Below are 20,032 nucleotides of genomic sequence, written 5' to 3'. Positions count from 1 at the left end.
GCGGCATCACTTCTTCCGGCGGCGTCGTGCGGTGGGGCGGCCCCGGGGCCCTCCTACGGGGCGCGCCCGTGGGCCTCTCGCCGACGTGGCCGGAGTGCGCCGGGAGCCTGAGATCATCGAGCGACGGCGGGCCCCCGGACCGAGCCCGGGGCCGGGGCGGCCGCCTCGCCCGGGACGTGCGGAAAGGCAGCCGCCGGGCGGGGCGGGCGCGGCGCCGCGCGCTCAGAGCAGGCCGAGCGACCTCAGAACCCGCTGCTGGGAGGGCGCCGGCCGCGTCGGCCAGTAGACGTAGCACACACCGCCCGTACCGCCCCTGACCCGGCCGTTCGCGTCGTAGCGCTTCGTACGGAGCCAGATGTTCTCCCACTCGCGCCGCCGGTACACGCGGCGGACGGCGTCGTTGTCGGGGGACGCCGGGTCGTTGGCGATCACGTCGCCGTCCGCCGTGAACCCGATCACCGTCATCAGGTGCCCGGCCGTTCCGTATCCGGCGCCGGTGAGCTCCTCCTCCCGGAAGGACTGCGAGGTGATGACGGGAATCCCGGCATGGATCAGCCGTTCCAGGTCGGTGAGCGAGCCGAGCCGGGTGATGACGGCGTTCATGTCGCGGTACGTGGCGGCGTAGGCGGCGTTGAAGGGCCAGTTGCCGCAACCCGCGTACTGGTAGTCGAACGTGTATCGGGCGGCGTGGCAGACCTGGGGGTCGGGCAGGCCGGGCCGGACCCAGGCGAGGTCCTCCGCGGTCGGCCCTCGGCCCCAGTACTCGATGATCATCTGCGAGGAGGTGGGGCTGCACCAGGCCTCGCCACCGTTGTCGTACTCCGGGTACTGGCCGATGTGGACGTTCTGCGAGTAGCGGGGAACGTCCAGTTCACGGGCGAAGGTCGCGGGGGCGGCGGGCACGGTGAAGCGGTCCGGCACGTCGGAGGCCATCGCGCCGACCCGCCAGACGGTGGGGCTGAGGCGGCTGCCCGGGGCCCGGTAGAGGGTGAGGCGCAGACGGTAGGAGGCCAGGCGCATCCCGCTCGCCGGGTCGTCCACCGAGAAGGTGTCCGTCCACACGGAGCTGTGCGGGTCCCCCTGGCCGTCGACGGACGTGCGCCTGATGTCGCCGTCGCCCGCCGCCCATCGGCCCATGACGAACCACGGGGTCGTGGTGCCGTCGGCGTACGTGCCGCTCAGCTCGATCCCGATCCAGGTGCCGGCCGGGGTGCGGGCGTTCCAGGAGGCGACCACCTCGGTGGCGGGGACGGCGGAGCGATGGACGGGCGAGGTCCAGGTGGCGTAGTCCCAGGCGTCGGTCCGCCCGGTGTGCGGGTCGGTGTGGTCGGTGCGGCCGGCCGGGGCGTCGATCACCAGCCCGGGGCGGACGCCGGGCAGCACGCGGGTTCCGTCGCCCGAGCCGAAGCGCCAGTCGGTGTAGGTGTGCCAGAAGCGGTTGTCCACGAGCGGCGTCCGGGGAGGGGCGGGAGGACCGGAAGGGGTGGCGGGGGCGGCGGCCGCGGCCGGGGCGGTGGTCGCGACACCGGTCGCCGCCGCTGCCGCGAGCGCGGCGCCGAGGACGGTTCTGCGGGACGTGGGACTGGTCATGGGCGAGACCCCCGGTTCATGGGTGCGAGTGGGGTGGCGGAAGCCGATCGGTGCGCCAACTATCCCAATTCCGGGCGGGATCGGGCCAGCGGTTCGACATGCGTCGCGGCACGAATATGGGTCTGGACCACTGGCGTGACCTGCGGCGGGTCCCGGCCGCCTCCGAGCGGGACCGTACCCTGGGGCCATGGACGACCTGGCCCGCCACGCCGATGACCTGCGCTTGCTCCCTCCCTCCTGCGGACCGGTGCGGCTCGTCGGGGTCGACGGGCACGCCGGGTCGGGCAAGAGCACCTTCGCCGCTCGGCTGGCGACGGCGCTCGGCGGCGCGCCCGTTCTGCGTCTCGACGATCTGGCCACCCACGAGGAGCTGTTCGCCTGGACGGGTCGGCTGCGGGATCAGGTGCTCCTGCCGCTGGCGCGCGGCGCGGCGGGGCGGTATCTCCCCTACGACTGGACCCGTCGGCGCTTCGGTCCGGCACGGACCCTGGAGCCGGCTCCGGTGATACTGGTGGAGGGCGTCGGGGCGGGGCGGCGTGAGGTGCGCCCGTGGCTGGCGGCGCTGTGCTGGATGGAGCTGGACCGGGAGACCTCCTGGGAGCGGGGCAGACGACGTGACGGCGCCGGGCTCACGGAGTTCTGGGACGGGTGGACCGCCGCCGAGGAGCGGCACTTCGCGGGCGATCCCTCACGCCCGTACGCCGACGTGCTGGTCCACCAGCGGCCGCGGGGGTACGCCTGGTCCGCGGGGCCTCGCGCGGCGGCGGGACCGCACCGCGGTATCACACACCGTAGCGGCGGGGCCGCACCGTGCTGAGCCGCCGGAAATCGGCCGGGAAGTGCTCCAACTCCGCTTGACCGGCGAGCCTTACTGGTCTTACGTTCTCATTGTGCGGCTTTTCGGAGCCCCCACAGACACGAAGCCCCCGGTTGTTCCCCCGTGATCGGGGGCTTCGTCCTGTGCGCGCCCCCTCTCTCTACGACCACGGAGAGCAATACGCTCACCCTGGGTCACTCCCCTTGCGGGTCGGTCATCCGGCGAACAGCCCCCGGACGTGGGTACGATGCCCCTCGGTGTGGTCAATTCCCTTCCTCCGCGCAGTGATTCGACCCGCCGGGGTGGGCATGCTGTGCGGGCGGAACATCCTGGGGGAACGGTTTGTGGGGGACCTGATGGACATCGGCAGACAGGGCGCACAGGCCCCCGCCGACCTCGCCTGGCTGCGCGGCATGGACGCCTACACCATGGGCGCGTACCCACAGGCCGAGGAGGAGTTCAGGGCCGCGGTGCGGTTCGATCCGGGCATGGCGGACGGCTGGCTCGGTCTCCATGCGCTGCGCATCGACACCGCCACGGCGCTGTTACGCATGTACCGGCATCGCGAACGCTTCGGCGAACAGCGCGCCCGCCACCGCCGAACGCTCAACTCCTGGTACTGGCTGGGCTGGTGGGTGCAGCCGGTGCTGGAGAGCCCGCGCGACCTGCTGCTCGCCCACGCCTCGCACTGGCTGGACGGCCGCCATGTGCCGGAGCTGGACCGGGCGCTGGCCGGACTGCCGCCGGTGGACGCGGACCCGCAGGTGCGGTTCCTGCACGCCTGCCGCTCCTATCTGGTCAAGGACTGGGAGCAGTTGGTGCGGTGTACCGAGAAGCTCGTCGACGATCCGATGCTCGGCATCGAGGCGGGCCTCTTCGGCGGCATGGCGCGGGTGCGACTGGAGATGTACGGGCAGGCGGAGCCTCTGCTGTCCGCCGCGTTGATGCGCTGCCGCAGCGAGCAGCCGCAGCGCAAGGAGCTGCGCTACTGGCTGGCGCGGGCCCACGAGGGCACCGGGCGCAGCGCGGCCGCCCTGCCGCTGTACCGGGCGGTGCACCGGGTGGACCCGGCCTTCATGGACACCTCCGCCCGGCTCGCCGCGATCTCCGAGGGCGACGGCTATGACGAGCAGGCGGACCTGGCCGCCGTCACGCTGAGCGGTTTCGGCTCCGGGGCGGCGGCGCAGCCGGAGGGCGACGCGCCGCTCGGCCCCGACCCGGTGGACGGGCGGGAGTCGTGGCCGGCCGGCGAGTCGGTGCTGCCCGACGATCCGGCGCCCGCTACGTCCGCCCCCATCGAGGGCGCCCGCCGCAAAGGGGCCGGGAAACCGGCCGCTTTCCCCGCCGGGCCCAGCGATCCCGCGCTGCTGGCCGACGCACTGGCCCAGCTGGAGCGCATGGTCGGGCTCCAACCGGTCAAGCGCCAGGTGAAGGCGTTGTCGGCGCAGTTGAACATGGCCCGGCTGCGGGCCGAGCAGGGGCTCCCCGTGCAGCCGCCGAAGCGCCACTTCGTCTTCTCCGGCCCCTCCGGCACCGGCAAGACCACGGTGGCGCGCATCCTGGGCCGGGTCTTCTACGCGCTCGGACTGCTCGGCGGCGACCATCTGGTCGAGGCGCAACGCTCCGATCTGGTCGGCGAGTTCCTGGGGCAGACAGCGGTGAAGGCCAACGAGCTGATCGACTCGGCACTGGGCGGGGTGCTCTTCGTCGACGAGGCGTACAGCCTGGCCAACTCGGGTTACAGCAAGGGAGACGCCTATGGCGACGAGGCGCTCCAGGTCCTCCTCAAGCGCGCCGAGGACAACCGGGACCATCTCGTCGTCATCCTCGCGGGTTATCCAGAGGGTATGGATCGGCTGCTCGCCGCCAACCCCGGCCTGTCCTCCCGGTTCACCAGCCGTGTCGACTTCCCCAGTTACCGGCCGCTCGAACTCACCGCGATCGGCGGCGTGCTGGCCGCCGAGAACGACGACGTGTGGGACGAAGAGGCCAAGGACGAGCTGCGCAGCATCAGCGGCCATGTGGTGGACCAGGGCTGGATCGACGAGTTGGGCAACGGGCGCTTCCTGCGGACGCTGTACGAAAAGAGCTGCGCGTACCGCGATCTGCGGCTCTCCGGCTACTCGGGCGAGCTGACGCGGGAGGACCTGTCCACGCTGCGGCTGCCGGACCTGATGCAGGCGTACGGCGAGGTGCTGTCGGGGCGCGGGGCGGTGGGCCGGGGCAGACAGGAGCCCGGCGGGGTGTGACGCCGTCGGGCGTGCCCTGCCTCGCCCGACGGCGCGCGGTCAGTGCACGAGGACCCGGGGTCGCCGGGCGCCCCGGCTCCGGTAGGCGCACGGCGCGGCGGCCCGTCCCGGTGGGCCGGGTCGCGGGCCTCTCCCACCGGTGTCTCCAGGACGTCCTCCACCGCGAGGAGACCGAGGACGCGGCCCCGACCCGTCAGTCGCCTGGGCCAAGTGGGCGGCGGCGCGGGCCCCTTTGCGGCTCGCAGGAAGGCCCGCGGGCCCGATGAGCCCGTCGGAGTGCGGGGCGCTCGGGTCGCCGCCGCCCACCGGGGTGGACGACACGGCCCTCTTCTGCGCGGGAGCTCAGCCGCCGAGGGGGGCGTCGGCGCCGCCGGCGCCGCGGGACTCGACGAGGGCGCGCAGGGCGCGGGCGTCGCGGATGGCCTGCTGCTTGGCCATACCGGGCTGGATGCCGAGGGCGGGCAGGCTGGTGCCGTCGCTGAGGTCGAGGAAGACCCAGGGGTCGCCGGACCGCAGGTTGACGCGGAGGATCTCCTCCCACGCCAGCCTGCGGGTACGGGTGATGTTGACGACGGTCACCCCGCTCTCGTCGGCCGCGACCCGGGGCCTGCTGAGCAGGGCGAGGACGCCGAGGAAGAGCGCGGCGACGAAGACGAAGCTGGCCCGCTCCCCCGGGGTGAGCCGCTCCAGGATCAGCGCGATGGCCGTGAGGACCACGAACATCGCCAGGCCCACGCTCAGCAGGACCACCCGGGTGAGGGTGGGCCGGAAGGTGGCCGGCAGGGTGGGGAGTTCGGGCCTGGGCGCGGACATGGGTCTTCTCCGTCGGGGTGTGCGGTGGCCTGGGCGCCGGGGCGGACGCCCGGCCCGTCAGAGGCGGCAGGCGTGGATGGCCGTGGTCAGGATGGCGCGGGCGCCGAGTTCGTACAGGTCGTCCATGATCCGCTGGGCCTCCTTGGCGGCGACCATGGAACGGACGGCGACCCAGCCCTCGTGGTGCAGCGGGGAGATGGTCGGCGACTCCAGGCCCGGCGTGAGGGCGACGGCGCGCTCCAGGTGCTCGACGCGGCAGTCGTAGTCCATCATCACGTAGGACCGGGCGACCAGGACGCCCTGGAGGCGGCGCAGGAACTGCTGCACCTTGGGGTCGTCGTGCGGGGCCCCGTTGCGCCGGACGACGACGGCCTCCGAGGTCATGATCGGCTCGCCGATCACTTCGAGTCCCGCGTTGCGCAGGCTGGTGCCGGTCTCCACGACGTCGGCGATGATCTGGGCGACGCCGAGTTCGATGGCGGTCTCGACCGCGCCGTCGAGGTGGACGACGGAGGCCTTGACGCCGGCCTCGGCGAGGTGGGCGGCGACGATGCCCTCGTAGGAGGTGGCGATCGTCATGCCGTCGAAGTCCTGCGGGCCGGCGGCCGTGCCCGGCTTCGTGGCGTAGCGGAAGGTGGAGCGGGCGAAGCCGAGCTGGAGGATCTCCTCGGCGTCGGCGCCCGAGTCCTGGAGCAGATCGCGGCCGGTGATGCCGATGTCGAGCTTGCCGGAGCTGACGTAGATCGCGATGTCACGCGGGCGGAGGTAGAAGAACTCCACCTCGTTGGCAGGGTCGACCAGGACCAGTTCCTTGGACTCCTTGCGCTGCTGGTAGCCGGCCTCATGGAGCATCGCCATCGCAGGCCCGGAGAGTGAACCCTTGTTGGGGACGGCGATGCGCAGCATGAGGTCAGGTTCCTTTGTGCGGAGGGAGTCGTGCGGACGGCGTGGTTGTGTGTGCGGGGAAGGCTCAGAGGTGGGCGTAGACGTCGTCGAGCGAGATGCCACGGGCGACCATCATCACCTGGACGTGGTACAGCAGCTGGGAGATCTCCTCCGCGGCGGCTTCCTTGCCCTCGTACTCGGCGGCCATCCAGACCTCGGCCGCCTCCTCGACGACCTTCTTGCCGATGGCGTGCACGCCCTTGTCCACCAGTTCGGCGGTGCGCGAGGTGGAGGGGTCGCCCTCGGCGGCCTTGAGCTGGAGCTCGGTGAAGAGCTCTTCGAAGGTTTTGTTCGCCATGATGGTCCTCAGAATACGGGGTCTCCGTGCGGCGCTCAGCGCCAGGGTTCGCTGACGGTCCGCAGCGTGGCCGCCGTGGCGACCGCGGCCGTGACCGCTTCGTGCCCCTTGTCCTCGTTGGACCCTTCGAGCCCGGCCCGGTCCAGCGCCTGCTCCTCGGTGTCGCAGGTCAGCACGCCGAAGCCCACGGGGACTCCGGTGTCGACGGTGACCTGGGTGAGGCCGAGGGTGACGCCCTGGGACACATACTCGAAGTGGGGGGTGCCGCCCCGGATGACCACGCCGAGGGCGACGATCGCGTCGTAGCCGCGTCCGGCGAGCACCTTGGCGACGACGGGGAGCTCGAAGCTGCCGGGGACGCGGAGCAGGGTCGGCTCGTCGATGCCCAGCTCGTGCAGGGCGCGCAGGGCGCCGTCGACTAGGCCGTTCATGACCTGCTCGTGCCACTGGGCCGCGATCACGGCCACCCGCAGGTCGGCGCAGTTGCGTACGGACAGTTCGGGTGCACCCTTGCCGCTCATGTCTCTCCTGGTGATCGTGTCGTTCGTCGCGTGGCGACGGGGATGGCAGTGACGGAGGCCGTGGTGGGCCGGGTCACTGGTTGGCGCACGGCGACGCGGGGGCGCCGTCGAGCCAGGGCAGGTCGTGGCCCATGCGGTCGCGTTTGGTGCGCAGGTAGCGCAGGTTGTGCTCGCCCGCCTGGACGGGCATGGGCTCCCGTCCGGTGACGGTGAGGCCGTGGCGCAGGACGGCCGCGGTCTTGTCGGGGTTGTTGGTCATCAGGCGCAGGCTCCCGACGCCGAGGTCCTTGAGGATCTGGGCGCCTGCCGAGTAGTCCCGGGCGTCGGCGGGCAGGCCGAGCTCCAGGTTGGCGTCGAGGGTGTCCACGCCGTCCTCCTGGAGTTCGTAGGCGCGCAGTTTGGAGAGCAGCCCGATGCCGCGGCCCTCGTGGCCCCGCAGATAGACGACGACGCCGCGCCCCTCCTCGGTGACGCGCCGCATGGAGGCGTGCAGCTGGGGGCCGCAGTCGCAGCGCTGGGAGTGGAAGACGTCACCGGTCAGGCACTCGGAGTGAATCCGGACCAGGACGTCCTCTCCGCCGCCGACGTCTCCGTGGACCAGGGCGACGTGCTCGACGCCGTCGACGGTGGAGCGGTAGCCGTACGCGGTGAACGTGCCGAACGCGGTGGGCAGCCGGGTCTGCGCCTCGCGCCGGACGGTCGGTTCGCTGCTGCGGCGGTAGGCGACCAGGTCCTCGATGGAGATGATCGTCAGGCCGTGCTTGCGGGCGAAGGGGACCAGCTCGGGCAGCCGGAGCATCACGCCGTCCTCGCCCGCGATCTCCACGATGGCCCCGGCGGGACGCAGGCCGGCGAGCCGGGCGAGGTCGACGGCGGCCTCGGTGTGGCCGTTGCGGACGAGGACGCCGCCGCTGCGGGCGCGCAGCGGGAAGATGTGGCCGGGGCGGACGAAGTCGCCGGGGCCCGCCGCGCCGCCGGCGAGCAGCCGCAGAGTGGCGGCCCGGTCGGCGGCGGAGATGCCGGTGGTGACGCCGTGGGCCGCGGAGGCGTCGACGGATACGGTGAAGGCGGTCCGCATCGACTCGGTGTTGTGCTCGACCATCTGCGGCAGTTCGAGGCGTTCCAGCTCGGCGCTCTCCATGGGCGCGCAGATCAGCCCACGGCACTCGGTCATCATGAACGCGATGATCTCGGGGGTGGCCTTCTCCGCGGCGATGACGAGGTCCCCCTCGTTCTCGCGGTCCTCGTCGTCCACGACGACGACGGGCCGGCCCGCCGCGATGTCGCGGACGGCCCGCTCGACGGGGTCGAGGGCGAGGACCGCGGCGAGCGGGTCGTGGGCGGGGTGCAGTCGGCCGGGCAGATCGCTCATGCCGTGGCTCCTTCCAGAGCGGGTGTCCGCGTACGCAGCCACCAGTCGCGCATCCCCCACAGGACGAGGGCGCCGTAGATGACGTAGACGAATCCGGAGAAGGCGAACCCGTTGGCGAAGTTCAGCGGGACGCCGACCAGGTCGACCAGCAGCCAGGCGAACCAGAACTCGACCATGCCTCGGGCCTGGGCGTACATCGCGACGATGGTGCCGACGAAGATGTACGCGTCCGGCCACGGGTCCCAGGACAGCGACGGGAAGGCGGTGAACAGGCCGCCGACCGCGAGGGTCCCCAGCGCCGCGGCGCCGATCAGCGCGCCGCGCTCGCGCCAGGTGGCGAAGCGGACGGCGATGGAGCCGTCCTGCGCCTGCCGCCTGCCCCGGCTCCATGACCACCAGCCCCACAGGGCGACGACGATGACGACCAGTTGCTTGCCCGCGCTGCCGGACAGGTGCGCGGAGGCGAAGGCGGTCAGCAGGATCACGCCGGAGAGCAGCTGGGCCGGCCAGGTCCAGATGGAGCGCCGCCAGCCGAGCGCGAGGGCGGTCAGGCCGACGACGTTGCCGATCATGTCGGACCACTTGATGTGCTGGCCCAACACGGTGAAGGCCTCGGAGTTGAGCCAGCTCGTGAGGTTCATCGCCGGTCCTGTGCGGCCCGGTCGCCGAGCAGTCGTTCGACGTACTTGGCGAGGACGTCCACCTCCAGGTTGACCAGGTCCCCGGCCTGCTTGCGGCCGAGCGTGGTCAGGGCGAGGGTGGTGGGGATGAGGCTGACGGTGAAGTAGTCGTCCCCGGCGTCGACGACGGTGAGGCTCACGCCGTCGACGGTGATGGAGCCCTTCTCCACGACGTACCGGCTGAGCCCGGCCGGCAGCGAGACCTTGACGATCTCCCAGTTCTCCGAGGCGGTGCGCTCGACGATGGCGCCGGCGCCGTCCACGTGCCCCTGGACGAGGTGCCCGCCGAGCCGGCCGCCGAGGGCCATGGGGCGCTCCAGGTTGACCCGGGAGCCGACGGTGAGCGCGCCGAGGCTGGAGCGTTCCAGGGTCTCGGCCATCACGTCGGCGGTGAACTCGCCGTCCTCGGTGTCCACGACGGTGAGGCAGACGCCGTTCACCGCGATGGAGTCGCCGTGAACGGCGCCCTCGGTGACGACGGGGCCGCGCAGCCGGAAGCGGGAGGCGTCCTCCAGCCGCTCGACCGCGGTGACCTCACCCAGTTCTTCGACGATTCCGGTGAACACTCAGTTTCCCTTCCGAGCGGGGGCGGGGACGGCGGTGACGCGCAGATCGGGGCCGATGCGGACGGTCTCGGTCACCTCCAGGCGCAACGCCTGGGAGAGGGTGGAGATCCCGGCGTCGGCGAGGGCCGCGGGGCCCGCGCCGAGCAGGACGGGGGCGAGATAGCCGACGACCTTGTCGACCGCGCCCGCGGCGACGAAGGCTCCGGCCAGGGTGGGCCCGCCTTCGAGGAGTACGGAGCGGACGCCGCGGGTGTGCAGGGCGGTGAGGAGGGCCCCGACGTCCAGGCCGGGGCCCGTCGCGGCGCGGGGCAGGCGCAGTACGGCGGTCTCGGGGAGGTGCCCGGCCGGGGCGCCCTCCGCGACCGCGACCAGGGTGGGCGCGGCGTCGTCCAGGACGCGTGCGCCGGGTCGGACGGCGGTGGCCTCGGTGTCGACGACGACCCGCAGGGGCTGGGTGGCGCCGTCGAGGGCGCGTACCGCCAGGTGGGGGTCGTCGGCGCGGGCGGTGCCGGAGCCCACGACCACGGCGTCGGCCTCGGCACGGAGCCGGTGGACGTCGGCGCGGGCCTCGGGCGAGGTGATCCAGCGGCTGGTGGCGTCGGCGGCGGCGACGCGGCCGTCGAGCGTGGCGGCGTACTTCCACAGGACGTGCGGGCGGCCCAGGCGCACCGAGGTCAGCCAGGCCGCGTTCCCCTCCTCCGCCTCCTCGGCGAGGAGGCCCTGCTCGACCCCGACCCCGGCCTGGCGCAGGGTCGCGCCGCCGCCGGCGGCCCGGGGGTCCGGGTCCCCGACCGCGTACACGACGCGGCTGATCCCGGCTTCCAGGAGGGCTTGGGCGCAGGGGCCGGTGCGGCCCGTGTGGTCGCAGGGTTCCAGCGTGACGTAGGCGGTGCCGCCGCGGGCCCGCCCGCCGGCCTCGCGCAGGGCGTGGACCTCGGCGTGCGGGCCTCCGGCGCGCTGGTGGAAGCCTTCGCCGGCCGTGGCTCCGGCGGCGTCGGTGATCACGCATCCGACGACCGGATTGGGGCTGGTGGAGCCGAGACCGCGCGCTGCGAGCGTGATGGCTCGGCGCATGGCGGTGATGTCGGCTGCGGTGGCCACCGGGTCCTCCTGCCTCTTCGGGCACGGACTCCGGGGCCTGTCGATGACGACAGAGAGCGGGTGACCAGCGAGAACGCCGAATACCGAGGACGAGAACGCAAGGCTTCCGGATGATCCGGGCCATGCGTCCGCCGACGGCGGCGTACCGATGACAACCCGCCGCGCACTGCCTCCCATCCGGACTTTAACCGTCGGTCCAGGAATTTCACCTGGTCAACCGGCCGCTGGCTGCGGACGGGTCGCGGACTGTAACCGCCGGTTCGGAATTGCACCGACCCCGGAGTGCGCTGCTACTGGTACGCAACCAGTCTGCCATGGACGACCGTCGGCCATGCGGGTGAGCGCTGTGGGCTGGATCACAGGGGCGCTGGCGCATTACCGGCGGCGAGAAATCGACAGAAAAGATGCCCGCCTAAGGTCCAGACCTATTGACGCACTGGTCTAGTCCTCTTAATCTCTGCGTCACCTCCGAGGTTCGGTCCGGCGGTGTGCGCACACCAAGGACCCCGACGCGCCCCACCCCCTTTGCCAGTTGTGTTCTGCCGACCTCCCCAGGAGGAACGACCACATGCTGTCCCCCACCCGAGCGAGAGCCACGCTGCTCGCCGCCGGCGCCGCCGTCGCCGGGCTGCTGATGAGCTCCCTCGCAGCCAGCCCTTCCGCGGCCGCCACCGACCAGGAGTCCTGTCGTCCCGACGGGCTCTACAAGACGCCCGGCGTCGACGTCCCCTACTGTTCCGTCTACGACGCCGACGGACGCGAGAAGATGGGCGAGGACCATCAGCGCCGCGTGATCGGCTACTTCACCAACTGGCGCACCGGCAAGGACGGCAAGGACGCCTACCTGGTCCCGGACATCCCCTGGGACAAGGTCACGCACCTCAACTACGCCTTCGCGCACGTCGACAGCGCCAACAAGCTCTCCGTCGGTCCCGACAGCGCCGACAACGCCTCCACCGGCATGACCTGGCCGGGCGTGGCGGGCGCGGAGATGGACCCGGAGCTCCCTTACAAGGGGCACTTCAACCTGCTGACGAAGTACAAGAAGCAGTACCCGAACGTGAAGACCATGGTCTCCGTCGGCGGTTGGGCCGAGACCGGTGGCTACTTCGGCCCCGACGGCGAGCGCGTCGACTCCGGCGGCTTCTACTCGATGGCCACCAACGCCGACGGCTCGGTCAACCAGGCGGGCATCAACACCTTCGCCGACTCGACCGTGGCCTTCATCAAGAAGTACGGCTTCAACGGCGTCGACATCGACTACGAGTACGCGACCAGCATGAAGGACGCGGGCAACCCGCTGGACCACGCGCTCGCCAACGGCCGTCGCGCCGGGCTGGTCAAGGGCTACGACGCCCTGATGAAGACCCTGCGCGAGAAGCTCGACCGCGCGGGCGCCGCCGACGGGAAGCACTACCTCCTGACCGTCGCCGCCCCGTCCTCCGGCTACCTGCTGCGGGGCATGGAGACGTACCAGATGCAGAAGTACCTGGACTACGTCAACATCATGTCCTACGACCTGCACGGCGCCTGGAACGAGTACGTCGGCCCGAACGCCTCGCTCTTCGACGACGGCAAGGACGCGGAGCTGGCCCAGGCGAGCGTGTACTCCACCTCGCAGTACGGCGGCACCGGCTACCTGAACACCGACTGGGCGTACCACTACTTCCGCGGCTCCATGCCGGCCGGCCGCATCAACATCGGCCTGCCGTACTACACCCGCGGCTTCAAGAACGTGCAGGGCGGCACCGACGGCTTGTGGGGCAAGGCCGCCACGACCGACTGCCCGGCGGGCGCGGGCCTGACCAAGTGCGGTGACGGCGCGGTCGGCATCGACAACCTGTGGCACGACAAGGACGCCGACGGCAAGGAGTCGCCGGCCGGCTCCAACCCCATGTGGCACGCGAAGAACCTGGAGAAGGGCATCGTCGGCGACTACGTCACCGACTACGGCTTCCCCGAGGACACCCGGCTGACGGGCTCCTACGTCCGCAAGTACGACTCCACGCTGGTCGCGCCGTGGCTGTGGAACGCCCAGAAGAAGGTGTTCCTCTCCACTGAGGACGAGCAGTCGGTGAAGGCCAAGGCCGACTACGTGGTGGACAAGGGCATCGGCGGAACGATGATCTGGGAGCTGGCGGGCGACTACCAGTGGAACGCCGCCAAGGGCCAGTACGAGACCGGCTCCACGCTGACCACCGCGATGTACGACGCGTTTAAGTCGGCGACCCCGTACGGCGCGAAGCGCTCCACCATCGACCTGCCCACCGAGGCCGTGAACATCGACGTGTCCTTCGGCCAGTTCGCCCTGGGCGACTCCAACTACCCGATCAGCCCCAAGCTGAAGATCACCAACCGGACCGAGGCCACGCTGCCCGGCGGCACGGAGTTCCAGTTCGACTACTCCACCTCGGCCCCGGCCAACGCCAAGGACCAGTCCGGCTTCGGCACGACGATCATCCGCAGCGACCACACGGCGTCCAACAACATCGGCGGCCTCAAGGGCGAGTACAACCGCGTCTCGCTGAAGCTGCCCGCCTGGCAGACCCTGGCGCCCGGAGCCTCGGTGGAGCTGGACTTCGTCTACTACCTGCCGACGTCCACCCCGTCGAACTGGACCGTCGCCTTCGGCGGGAAGACCTACTCCCTCGCCGGTGACCTGGCCCGCGGCACCACCCTGGTCGAGCCCGGCGCCGGCACCGACCCCACGCCGACGCCGGACCCGACCGGCCCGACCCCGACGCCGACCCCGTCCGAGCCGGGCGGCGACTGCTCCGCCGCGGCCTGGGACGCGTCCACCGCGTACGGCGGCGGGTCCACCGTCAGCCACGACGGCCGCCAGTGGAAGGCCCAGTGGTGGACGAAGGGCGAGACGCCCGGCTCCACCGGCCAGTGGGGCGTCTGGAAGGACCTCGGCGCCTGCTGAGCCCCTCCGCCGTCCGGCGGTGAGCGCCCCTTGTTCACCGCCGGCCCCCTCCTCGCACCGCCCGGCCCCGGCGTCCACCGCCGGGGCCGGGCGCGTCCTGCCGGAGCCGCGGCGCGGGCGCGGTGCGTCCTGGGCGACCGCGCCGGTCACCGGGCCTCACGGCCCCCGGGGGGCAGGCAGGCCGCCGGTCAGCCGGGAGGAAACAGCGCGTCCTGCGCCGCGTCCCGGGCGGTGATCAGCGCTCCCCGCAACACGGCCCCGTCGCCCAGCGAACCGGCACGGACCTCCGTGCGCAGCGGGGAGACCGCGGCCAGCCGCTCCTCGACCCGGGCGGCGAGCCCGGCCCCGCCCGCGTGGCCGACGGCCCCCGCCAGGAGCACGCAGCCGGGGTCGAGCACCGAGGCGACGGCGGCGGCCCCCAGCGCCAGCCGGCCGGCCAGCTCGTCCAGGAACGGCTCGCCGGCCCGCCCCGCCGCCAGCGCGGTCCGCACCGTTCGCACCGCGATCTCCTCCTCCCTGCCCCGGGCCGCCGCGCCGGGGGCCACAAGACCGTGCCGGGCAGCCAGTTCGCACAGGGCGACGGAGCCCACCAACGAGTGGAAGCCGCCGTCGCAGTTGACCGCGGAGGGAGGGCCGCTCACCCCGGGGACGGGCAGGAACCCGATCTCCCCGGCGCCGCCGGACGCGCCCTGGCGCAGCCTGCCGTCCAGCATCACCGCGGCGCCCACGCCCTGACCGAGCCAGAACATGACGAAGGTCTCCCGGTCGCGGGCCGCGCCCGCACGGTGCTCCGCCACCGCCGCCAGGTTGGTCTCGTTCTCCACCAGGACGGCGGCCTCCAGCCGCTCCTGGAGCACCCGGACGAGGCCCCGGTGCCAGGCGGGCAGCCCGGAGCTGTCTCGCAGTTCGCCGGTGGCGGGGTCGATCAGCCCGGGAGCGCCGACACCGACGCTGTGCAGCGGTGCGGGCCCCGCCGCGCGGGCGGTGCGCTCCAGGAGCCCGGCGGCCCGCTCGACCGCCGGTTCCGTGCCCGTGTCAGCGCCGATGGGCAGCGCCCCCTCGGCGAGCGTGGCGCCCAGCAGGTCGGTGACGACCACGCTGACGCTTCCGGTGCGCACGTCGAGCGCGGCGAGGTGGGCCCGGTCGGCGACGATGCCGTAGAGCCGGGCGTTGGGACCGCGGCGGGCGGCCCCGGACTCCCCGACGACCCGGATCAGGCCGGCGTCCTGGAGGCGTTCGACGAGGTCGGCGACCGTGGGACGGGAGAGACCGGTCAGCGTCTTGAGCTGCGCGGCCGTCAACGGTCCGTCCTGCTGGAGCAGTCGCAGGGCGAGCCGGTCGTTGAGGGCACGAGCCGTGCTCGGTGATGCGGGCATACAAAGATCCTTCCAGATCGGCAGCCCGCCCCTCTCCGGCCCCGCCTCGGCCTTCCTGTCTCCTGAAGCTTTTCGGCGACTATTTATCAGGCAGGGTTCCTGATAGTTTACGGCCTCGTCGCGCGGGAGCGCCGGGACCCCCGGCTGCCCAAAATTCCCAGGAGGGGGCACGACGGCATGAAGGACGACTCGACCGTCACGGTCCACAGCAAGGAACAGGTACGCCGGGCGCGGGTCGCGGTGGCCGCGGTCTTCGCGGTGCACGGGGCGGTGACCGGCAGCTTCGCCACCCGGGTGCCGTGGCTCCAGGACCACGCCGGGGTGAGCGCGGGACAGCTCGGCCTCGCCCTGGCCTTCCCTGCGATCGGCGCGTCGGTCGCGATGCCGCTGGCCGGCCGGATCAGCCACCGGTTCGGAGCGCGCGACGCCCTGCGGGGGCTGCTCGCGCTGTGGACCCTGGCGCTGGCCCTGCCCGCCCTCGCCCCGAATCTGCCCGTCCTGTGCGCGGCGCTGTTCGTCTACGGCGCGACGGCGGGCATGTCGGACGTGGCGATGAACGCCCTGGGCGTCGAGGTGGAGAACCGCCTCGACAAGTCGATCATGTCGGGGCTGCACGGCATGTGGAGCGTGGGCACGCTGGCCGGCTCTGCGGCGGGCACCGTCGCCGCCCACGTCGGGACCGACGCCCGGCTCCACCACGCCCTCGCCGCCCTGCTCCTGACCGTCCTGGGCCTGCTCGCCTGCCGGGGCGTCCTCGACCTGCGCGTCGAGCCCGACGCGGAGCCGCCGCCGCGTTTCACGCTGCCGCCGAAGTCGGCCTTGATCATCGGGGCCGTGGGGTTCTGCGCGGTGTTCGCGGAGGGGGCCAGTTTGGACTGGTCGGCGGTCTACCTGCGGGACGTCCTGGGCAGCTCCGCCGGTCTCGCGGCGGCGTCCACCACGGCGTTCGCCCTGACGATGGCGGTGGCGCGGATCGCCGGCGACCGCATCGTCGACCGGTTCGGCGCGGTGCGCACCGTACGGACCGGCGGGCTGCTGGCCACGGCGGGCGGGCTGCTGGTGGTCGTCTCGCCCACTCCGGCGGCCGCGCTGTGCGGCTTCGGGCTGCTGGGGCTGGGCGTCGCGGTGGTGGTGCCCCTGGCCTTCGCCGCTGCCGGACGCAGCGGTCCGAACCCGAGCCAGGCCATCGCGGGCGTCGCCACCATCACCTACACCTCCGGGCTGATCGCCCCTTCCGCGATCGGCTCGCTGGCCGAGGCCACCTCGCTGGTGGTGTCCTTCGGCGTGGTGACGGCGCTGGCCTTCGGCCTGGTGCTGGGGGCCGGCGTCCTGCGGTCGGGCGACCGCACGGTGACGGGTTCGGCGGCCGGCGGCGCCACGGCGTCCAAAGGGAGTCCGGCAGGGGGCTGAACCGCGCCTCCCGCCGCCCCCGGCTGCCGGTCCCGGCGGCCCTCGTCGCGGCCTGCGCCGGCCTCAGCATTACCATGGCGCTGATCTTTTCCGCAGGTGAACACCGCATACCGGGTCGCAGACCGGCCGGCGCACCGAGCAGACCTTCAGGGAGCAACCATGAGCCTCGGCGTGCGCTGGACCTTGCACGGCGACGGGAAGACACCCGTGCCCGGGGCGGTGGTGCGCCCCGACGAGCGGCTCTCCTGGCCCCGTACGTTCGGACTGGGCGCCCAGCACGTGGTGGCCATGTTCGGGGCGTCGTTCGTCGCACCGGTCCTGATGGGGCTCGACCCCAACCTCGCGATCATGATGTCCGGCGTCGCGACCGCGATCTTCCTGCTGGCGACCAAGGGCCGGGTGCCCAGCTATCTGGGCTGCTCGCTCTCCTTCGTCGGGGTGGCGGCCACGATCCGGGCGAGCGGCGGCAGCAGCGCCACGGTGACCGGCGCGGTGCTGGTGGTCGGTGCGGCGCTGTTCCTGGTGGGCCTCGCGGTGCAGCGGTTCGGCGCGCGGATCATCCACGCGGCGATGCCGCCGGTGGTGACGGGCGCGGTGGTGATGCTGATCGGTTTCAACCTGGCGCCGGTGACCGCCTCGACGTACTGGCCGCAGGACCAGTGGACGGCCCTCGCGGTGATGCTCTTCACCGGCCTCGCCGTGGTGTGTCTGCGAGGTTTCCTCTCCCGCATCGCGATCTTCCTCGGGCTGGTCTTCGGGTACGCGCTGTCCTGGGCCCTGGATCTGGTCTTCGGCCAGATCCACTCCCCGGCCGGCGGCGCCGAGGCCGTCGACCACTGGCGTCTGGACCTGTCGGCCGTCGGATCGGCCGACTGGATCGGGCTGCCGTCCTTCCACGCGCCCAGCTTCGAGTGGTCCGCGATCCTGGTCGCGCTGCCCGTGGTGATCGCGCTGGTGGCGGAGAACGCCGGGCACGTGAAGGCCGTCGGCGAGATGACCGGCGATCCCCTGGACGACAAGCTCGGCACCGCCATCGCGGCGGACGGCGCGGCGTCGATGCTCTCCACCGCCGTCGGCGGCCCGCCCAACACCACGTACTCCGAGAACATCGGAGTCATGGCCGCGACCCGCGTCTACTCGACCGCCGCGTACTGGGCGGCGGCCTGCTTCGCCCTGCTCTTCGGTCTGTGCCCCAAGTTCGGCGCGGTCGTCGCCGCGATCCCGGGCGGAGTGCTCGGCGGGATCACCGTGATCCTGTACGGGATGATCGGCCTGCTGGGGGCGCAGATCTGGCTCAACGGCCGGGTGGACCTGCGCAACCCGCTCAACCTCGTCCCGGCCGCCGCGGGCATCATCATCGGCGTCGGCGGAGTCAGCCTGAAGATCACCGACAACTTCGAGCTGAGCGGCATCGCGCTCGGCACCATCGTCGTGATCACCGGCTACCACGTGCTGCGCGCCTTCGCCCCGGCCCACCTCAAGTCCCAGGAGCCGCTGCTGGACGCGGGCACCTCGGCGTACGACGAGGAGTCCGGGCCCGACAGGCTCTGAACCCCGCGGGGCCGGGGGCGCGCCTGCCGCCCGCCCCGAGAGGCCGAGTGCCCCGGCCCGCCGAGCGGACCGGGGCACTCGGTCGGCTCAGTCCTCCGGAAGCTCCACCGGGGCGATGGAGTCGAAGACGTCGCCGGGGCCGGGGTTCGTGGGGTCGGTCGCCCCGCCGAACTGGTGCATGACGCCCCACACCGCGTTGAGCGCGGTCTGCACAGCCCCCTCGGCCCACCCCGCCGTCCAGGAGATGTCGTCGCCCGCCAGGAACAGCCCCCGCTTGTCGGCGGGCAGCCGGTCCTGCATGAAGTGGGTGAACAGCCGCCGCTGGTAGCGGTAGTGGCCGGGCAGGTTCGCCTTGAACGCGCCCATGAAGTAGGGCTCGTTCTCCCAGGAGACGGTCACCGGGTTGCCGATGACGTGGCTGCGGATGTCGACGTTCGGATAGATCTCCCCGAGCGACTTGAGCATCACCTCCATGCGCTCCTTCGAGGAGAGCGGCAGCCACTTCAGGCTGTCGTCGCACCACGTGTAGGAGAGACAGATGACGGCGGGCCTGTCCGGCCCGTCGTCCAGGAGGTACGTGCCCCGGGTCATGCGGTCGGTGAGCGTCATCGACATGGTGTCGCGGCCGGTGGTCTCGTCCTTGTCGAGCCAGAACGGACGGTCGACCGGCACGAACAGCTTGGACGACTCCATGTAGTGGGTGCGCTCCATCGCCGTCCAGTGGTCGATCGGGAAGAGCGCGTCGTCACAGTCGATCTTGGAGAGCAGCAGCCAGGACTGGCCGGTGAAGACCGCGGCCGGGAAGGTGCGGATGTCGCCGGTGGCGTCGGTGACCGTGATCCGGTTGCCCGCGGTGCGGTTCAGGCGGGTCACGGCGGGCCGGGGTCCGCCGTCGTGCAGGGAGGAGAGCGAGGTGCCGAGCGGCCAGTGGACGATCTTCTGCGGCTCCCGGTCCCACAGGCGCAGCGGGAGCTGCTGGCTGCCGCCGACGATGCCGCGGTGGTGGTCGTCGGCCTCGGTGTAGACGACCCGCAGGATCTCCAGGATGGAGTTGGGGAAGTCGGTGTCCCAGCCGCCCGTGCCGAAGCCGACCTGGCCGAAGATCTCGCGGTGCCGGAACGAGGCGAAGGCCCGCGACTCGCAGAGGAAGCCGTAGAAGGTCTGGTTGTCCAGCCGCTCGACGAGCTGCCCCCAGATCTCCCGGATGCGCGGTACGTCGCGCTCGCGCAGCGCCCGGTTCATGTCGGAGAAGTCGGCGCCCTCCTCCAGACAGGCGTTCCAGGCCTCGGCCACGTCGCGGTAGACCTGGGGCAGGTCGTCGATGGTCTTCGCGTAGTGCGACTCTCCCTTGAGGTCCACGACGGTCGAGGGCGTGGCCGGGGAGAGCGGGTTGGGGAAGGGCCGGGTCTCCAGGCCGACGAGGTCGATGTAGTGCTGGAGCGCCGTGGAGGACGGCGGGAAGCGCATCGCGCCCATCTCGGCGGTGAGCGCGGGGTCGCAGCCGTCGAAGCCGACGGTGCGCAGTCGGCCCCCGATCCGGTCGGCCTCGTAGACGACGGGCTTGAGACCCATCTTCATCAGCTCGTAGGCGGCGATGATCCCCGAGAGCCCGCCGCCGATGACGGCGACCTCGCTGCCGTGCTCGGTGGCCGGTATCTGCCCCAGCCCCGCCGGGTGGGCGAGGAAGTCGTCGTAGGCGTACGGGAAGTCCGGCCCGAACATGGTGATCGGCGGGGCCGCCGCGTCGGTGTGCTGGACGGCGTTGGGCACCGTGGACGTCATGGGGCGGGGACTCCTTGCGCGAGTACGGGGAGAGG

Annotated in this window: 16 protein-coding genes and 1 riboswitch; of the genes, 5 read left to right on the top strand and 11 right to left on the bottom strand. The window is 72.2% G+C overall.

Going from position 1 to position 20,032, the window contains the following annotated elements:
* Positions 1-222: 222 nt before the first annotated feature.
* Positions 223-1,590 carry a peptidase C39 family protein gene (locus tag V9U70_RS14520; RefSeq protein ID WP_336675387.1) on the bottom strand — a complete coding sequence of 456 codons (1,368 nt, stop codon included), beginning with the start codon at positions 1,588-1,590 and terminating at the stop codon, positions 223-225.
* 187 nt (positions 1,591-1,777) lie between these two features.
* Between V9U70_RS14520 and V9U70_RS14515 the strand changes: the two genes are divergently transcribed.
* Positions 1,778-2,407: a uridine kinase family protein gene (locus tag V9U70_RS14515; RefSeq protein ID WP_336675385.1), complete on the top strand. Its 630-nt coding sequence runs from the start codon at positions 1,778-1,780 to the stop codon at positions 2,405-2,407.
* A gap of 356 nt (positions 2,408-2,763) precedes the next feature.
* Positions 2,764-4,656: an AAA family ATPase gene (locus tag V9U70_RS14510; RefSeq protein WP_336675383.1), complete on the top strand. Its 1,893-nt coding sequence runs from the start codon at positions 2,764-2,766 to the stop codon at positions 4,654-4,656.
* Between the two features lie 342 nt (positions 4,657-4,998).
* On the opposite strand, the gene V9U70_RS14505 is transcribed toward V9U70_RS14510, so the two are convergent.
* The 8 genes from V9U70_RS14505 to ribD form a co-directional block, all read right to left on the bottom strand.
* Positions 4,999-5,469: a PH domain-containing protein gene (locus V9U70_RS14505; RefSeq protein WP_336675381.1), complete on the bottom strand. Its 471-nt coding sequence runs from the start codon at positions 5,467-5,469 to the stop codon at positions 4,999-5,001.
* Positions 5,470-5,526: 57 nt separating this feature from the next.
* On the bottom strand, positions 5,527-6,375 hold the full coding sequence (gene hisG, locus V9U70_RS14500; RefSeq protein ID WP_336675379.1) for an ATP phosphoribosyltransferase: 849 nt from the start codon (positions 6,373-6,375) through the stop codon (positions 5,527-5,529).
* 64 nt (positions 6,376-6,439) lie between these two features.
* Positions 6,440-6,712, bottom strand: a complete 273-nt coding sequence (locus V9U70_RS14495; RefSeq protein ID WP_336675378.1) for a phosphoribosyl-ATP diphosphatase — start codon at positions 6,710-6,712, stop codon at positions 6,440-6,442.
* Between the two features lie 35 nt (positions 6,713-6,747).
* A complete protein-coding gene (gene ribH, locus V9U70_RS14490; RefSeq protein WP_336675376.1) occupies positions 6,748-7,233 on the bottom strand; it encodes a 6,7-dimethyl-8-ribityllumazine synthase in 486 nt (161 codons plus the stop codon).
* 73 nt (positions 7,234-7,306) lie between these two features.
* Positions 7,307-8,605: a bifunctional 3,4-dihydroxy-2-butanone-4-phosphate synthase/GTP cyclohydrolase II gene (locus tag V9U70_RS14485; RefSeq protein ID WP_336675375.1), complete on the bottom strand. Its 1,299-nt coding sequence runs from the start codon at positions 8,603-8,605 to the stop codon at positions 7,307-7,309.
* Positions 8,602-9,246 (bottom strand): nicotinamide mononucleotide transporter family protein, encoded by a 645-nt coding sequence (locus V9U70_RS14480; RefSeq protein ID WP_336675373.1) that lies wholly within the window; start codon positions 9,244-9,246, stop codon positions 8,602-8,604. Before V9U70_RS14480 ends, V9U70_RS14485 begins: the two co-directional genes overlap by 4 nt.
* Positions 9,243-9,851: a riboflavin synthase gene (locus V9U70_RS14475; protein ID WP_336675371.1), complete on the bottom strand. Its 609-nt coding sequence runs from the start codon at positions 9,849-9,851 to the stop codon at positions 9,243-9,245. Before V9U70_RS14475 ends, V9U70_RS14480 begins: the two co-directional genes overlap by 4 nt.
* Positions 9,852-10,952, bottom strand: a complete 1,101-nt coding sequence (ribD, locus tag V9U70_RS14470) for a bifunctional diaminohydroxyphosphoribosylaminopyrimidine deaminase/5-amino-6-(5-phosphoribosylamino)uracil reductase RibD (RefSeq protein ID WP_336675369.1) — start codon at positions 10,950-10,952, stop codon at positions 9,852-9,854.
* 159 nt (positions 10,953-11,111) lie between these two features.
* Positions 11,112-11,242, bottom strand: a riboswitch (FMN riboswitch).
* Positions 11,243-11,520: 278 nt separating this feature from the next.
* Here ribD and V9U70_RS14465 point away from each other — a divergent pair.
* Entirely contained in the window at positions 11,521-13,878 is a 2,358-nt protein-coding gene (locus V9U70_RS14465; RefSeq protein WP_336675367.1) for a chitinase C-terminal domain-containing protein, read from the top strand.
* 188 nt (positions 13,879-14,066) lie between these two features.
* On the opposite strand, the gene V9U70_RS14460 is transcribed toward V9U70_RS14465, so the two are convergent.
* Positions 14,067-15,254, bottom strand: coding sequence for an ROK family transcriptional regulator (locus V9U70_RS14460; RefSeq protein ID WP_336675365.1), 1,188 nt, complete (start codon positions 15,252-15,254; stop codon positions 14,067-14,069).
* A 177-nt stretch (positions 15,255-15,431) separates the two neighbouring features.
* Here V9U70_RS14460 and V9U70_RS14455 point away from each other — a divergent pair, with 177 nt between their 5' ends.
* Both V9U70_RS14455 and V9U70_RS14450 read left to right on the top strand, forming a co-directional pair.
* Positions 15,432-16,664 carry an MFS transporter gene (locus V9U70_RS14455; protein WP_336675363.1) on the top strand — a complete coding sequence of 411 codons (1,233 nt, stop codon included), beginning with the start codon at positions 15,432-15,434 and terminating at the stop codon, positions 16,662-16,664.
* Positions 16,665-16,823: 159 nt separating this feature from the next.
* Positions 16,824-18,215: a uracil-xanthine permease family protein gene (locus tag V9U70_RS14450; RefSeq protein WP_336675361.1), complete on the top strand. Its 1,392-nt coding sequence runs from the start codon at positions 16,824-16,826 to the stop codon at positions 18,213-18,215.
* An 87-nt stretch (positions 18,216-18,302) separates the two neighbouring features.
* Here V9U70_RS14450 and V9U70_RS14445 read toward each other — a convergent pair whose 3' ends face one another.
* Positions 18,303-19,997 carry a flavin monoamine oxidase family protein gene (locus V9U70_RS14445; RefSeq protein WP_336675359.1) on the bottom strand — a complete coding sequence of 565 codons (1,695 nt, stop codon included), beginning with the start codon at positions 19,995-19,997 and terminating at the stop codon, positions 18,303-18,305.
* Between the last annotated feature and the right edge of the window lie 35 nt (positions 19,998-20,032).

The organism is Streptomyces pratensis, assembly GCF_037137275.1.
GTDB classification, from domain to species: Bacteria; Actinomycetota; Actinomycetes; order Streptomycetales; family Streptomycetaceae; genus Streptomyces; species Streptomyces pratensis_B.
The sequence above is the reverse complement of the archived record's forward strand: the minus strand, read 5'-3'. Positions and strand labels throughout refer to the sequence as shown.

Bases quoted from the DNA above. Each gene is read 5' to 3' on its own strand.
- V9U70_RS14520 (WP_336675387.1), bottom strand. From the start codon at position 1,590: ATGACCAGTCCCACGTCCCGCAGAACCGTCCTCGGCGCCGCGCTCGCG.
- V9U70_RS14515 (WP_336675385.1), top strand. From the start codon at position 1,778: ATGGACGACCTGGCCCGCCACGCCGATGACCTGCGCTTGCTCCCTCCC.
- V9U70_RS14510 (WP_336675383.1), top strand. From the start codon at position 2,764: ATGGACATCGGCAGACAGGGCGCACAGGCCCCCGCCGACCTCGCCTGG.
- V9U70_RS14505 (WP_336675381.1), bottom strand. From the start codon at position 5,469: ATGTCCGCGCCCAGGCCCGAACTCCCCACCCTGCCGGCCACCTTCCGG.
- hisG (WP_336675379.1), bottom strand. From the start codon at position 6,375: ATGCTGCGCATCGCCGTCCCCAACAAGGGTTCACTCTCCGGGCCTGCG.
- V9U70_RS14495 (WP_336675378.1), bottom strand. From the start codon at position 6,712: ATGGCGAACAAAACCTTCGAAGAGCTCTTCACCGAGCTCCAGCTCAAG.
- ribH (WP_336675376.1), bottom strand. From the start codon at position 7,233: ATGAGCGGCAAGGGTGCACCCGAACTGTCCGTACGCAACTGCGCCGAC.
- V9U70_RS14485 (WP_336675375.1), bottom strand. From the start codon at position 8,605: ATGAGCGATCTGCCCGGCCGACTGCACCCCGCCCACGACCCGCTCGCC.
- V9U70_RS14480 (WP_336675373.1), bottom strand. From the start codon at position 9,246: ATGAACCTCACGAGCTGGCTCAACTCCGAGGCCTTCACCGTGTTGGGC.
- V9U70_RS14465 (WP_336675367.1), top strand. From the start codon at position 11,521: ATGCTGTCCCCCACCCGAGCGAGAGCCACGCTGCTCGCCGCCGGCGCC.
- V9U70_RS14460 (WP_336675365.1), bottom strand. From the start codon at position 15,254: ATGCCCGCATCACCGAGCACGGCTCGTGCCCTCAACGACCGGCTCGCC.
- V9U70_RS14455 (WP_336675363.1), top strand. From the start codon at position 15,432: ATGAAGGACGACTCGACCGTCACGGTCCACAGCAAGGAACAGGTACGC.
- V9U70_RS14450 (WP_336675361.1), top strand. From the start codon at position 16,824: ATGAGCCTCGGCGTGCGCTGGACCTTGCACGGCGACGGGAAGACACCC.
- V9U70_RS14445 (WP_336675359.1), bottom strand. From the start codon at position 19,997: ATGACGTCCACGGTGCCCAACGCCGTCCAGCACACCGACGCGGCGGCC.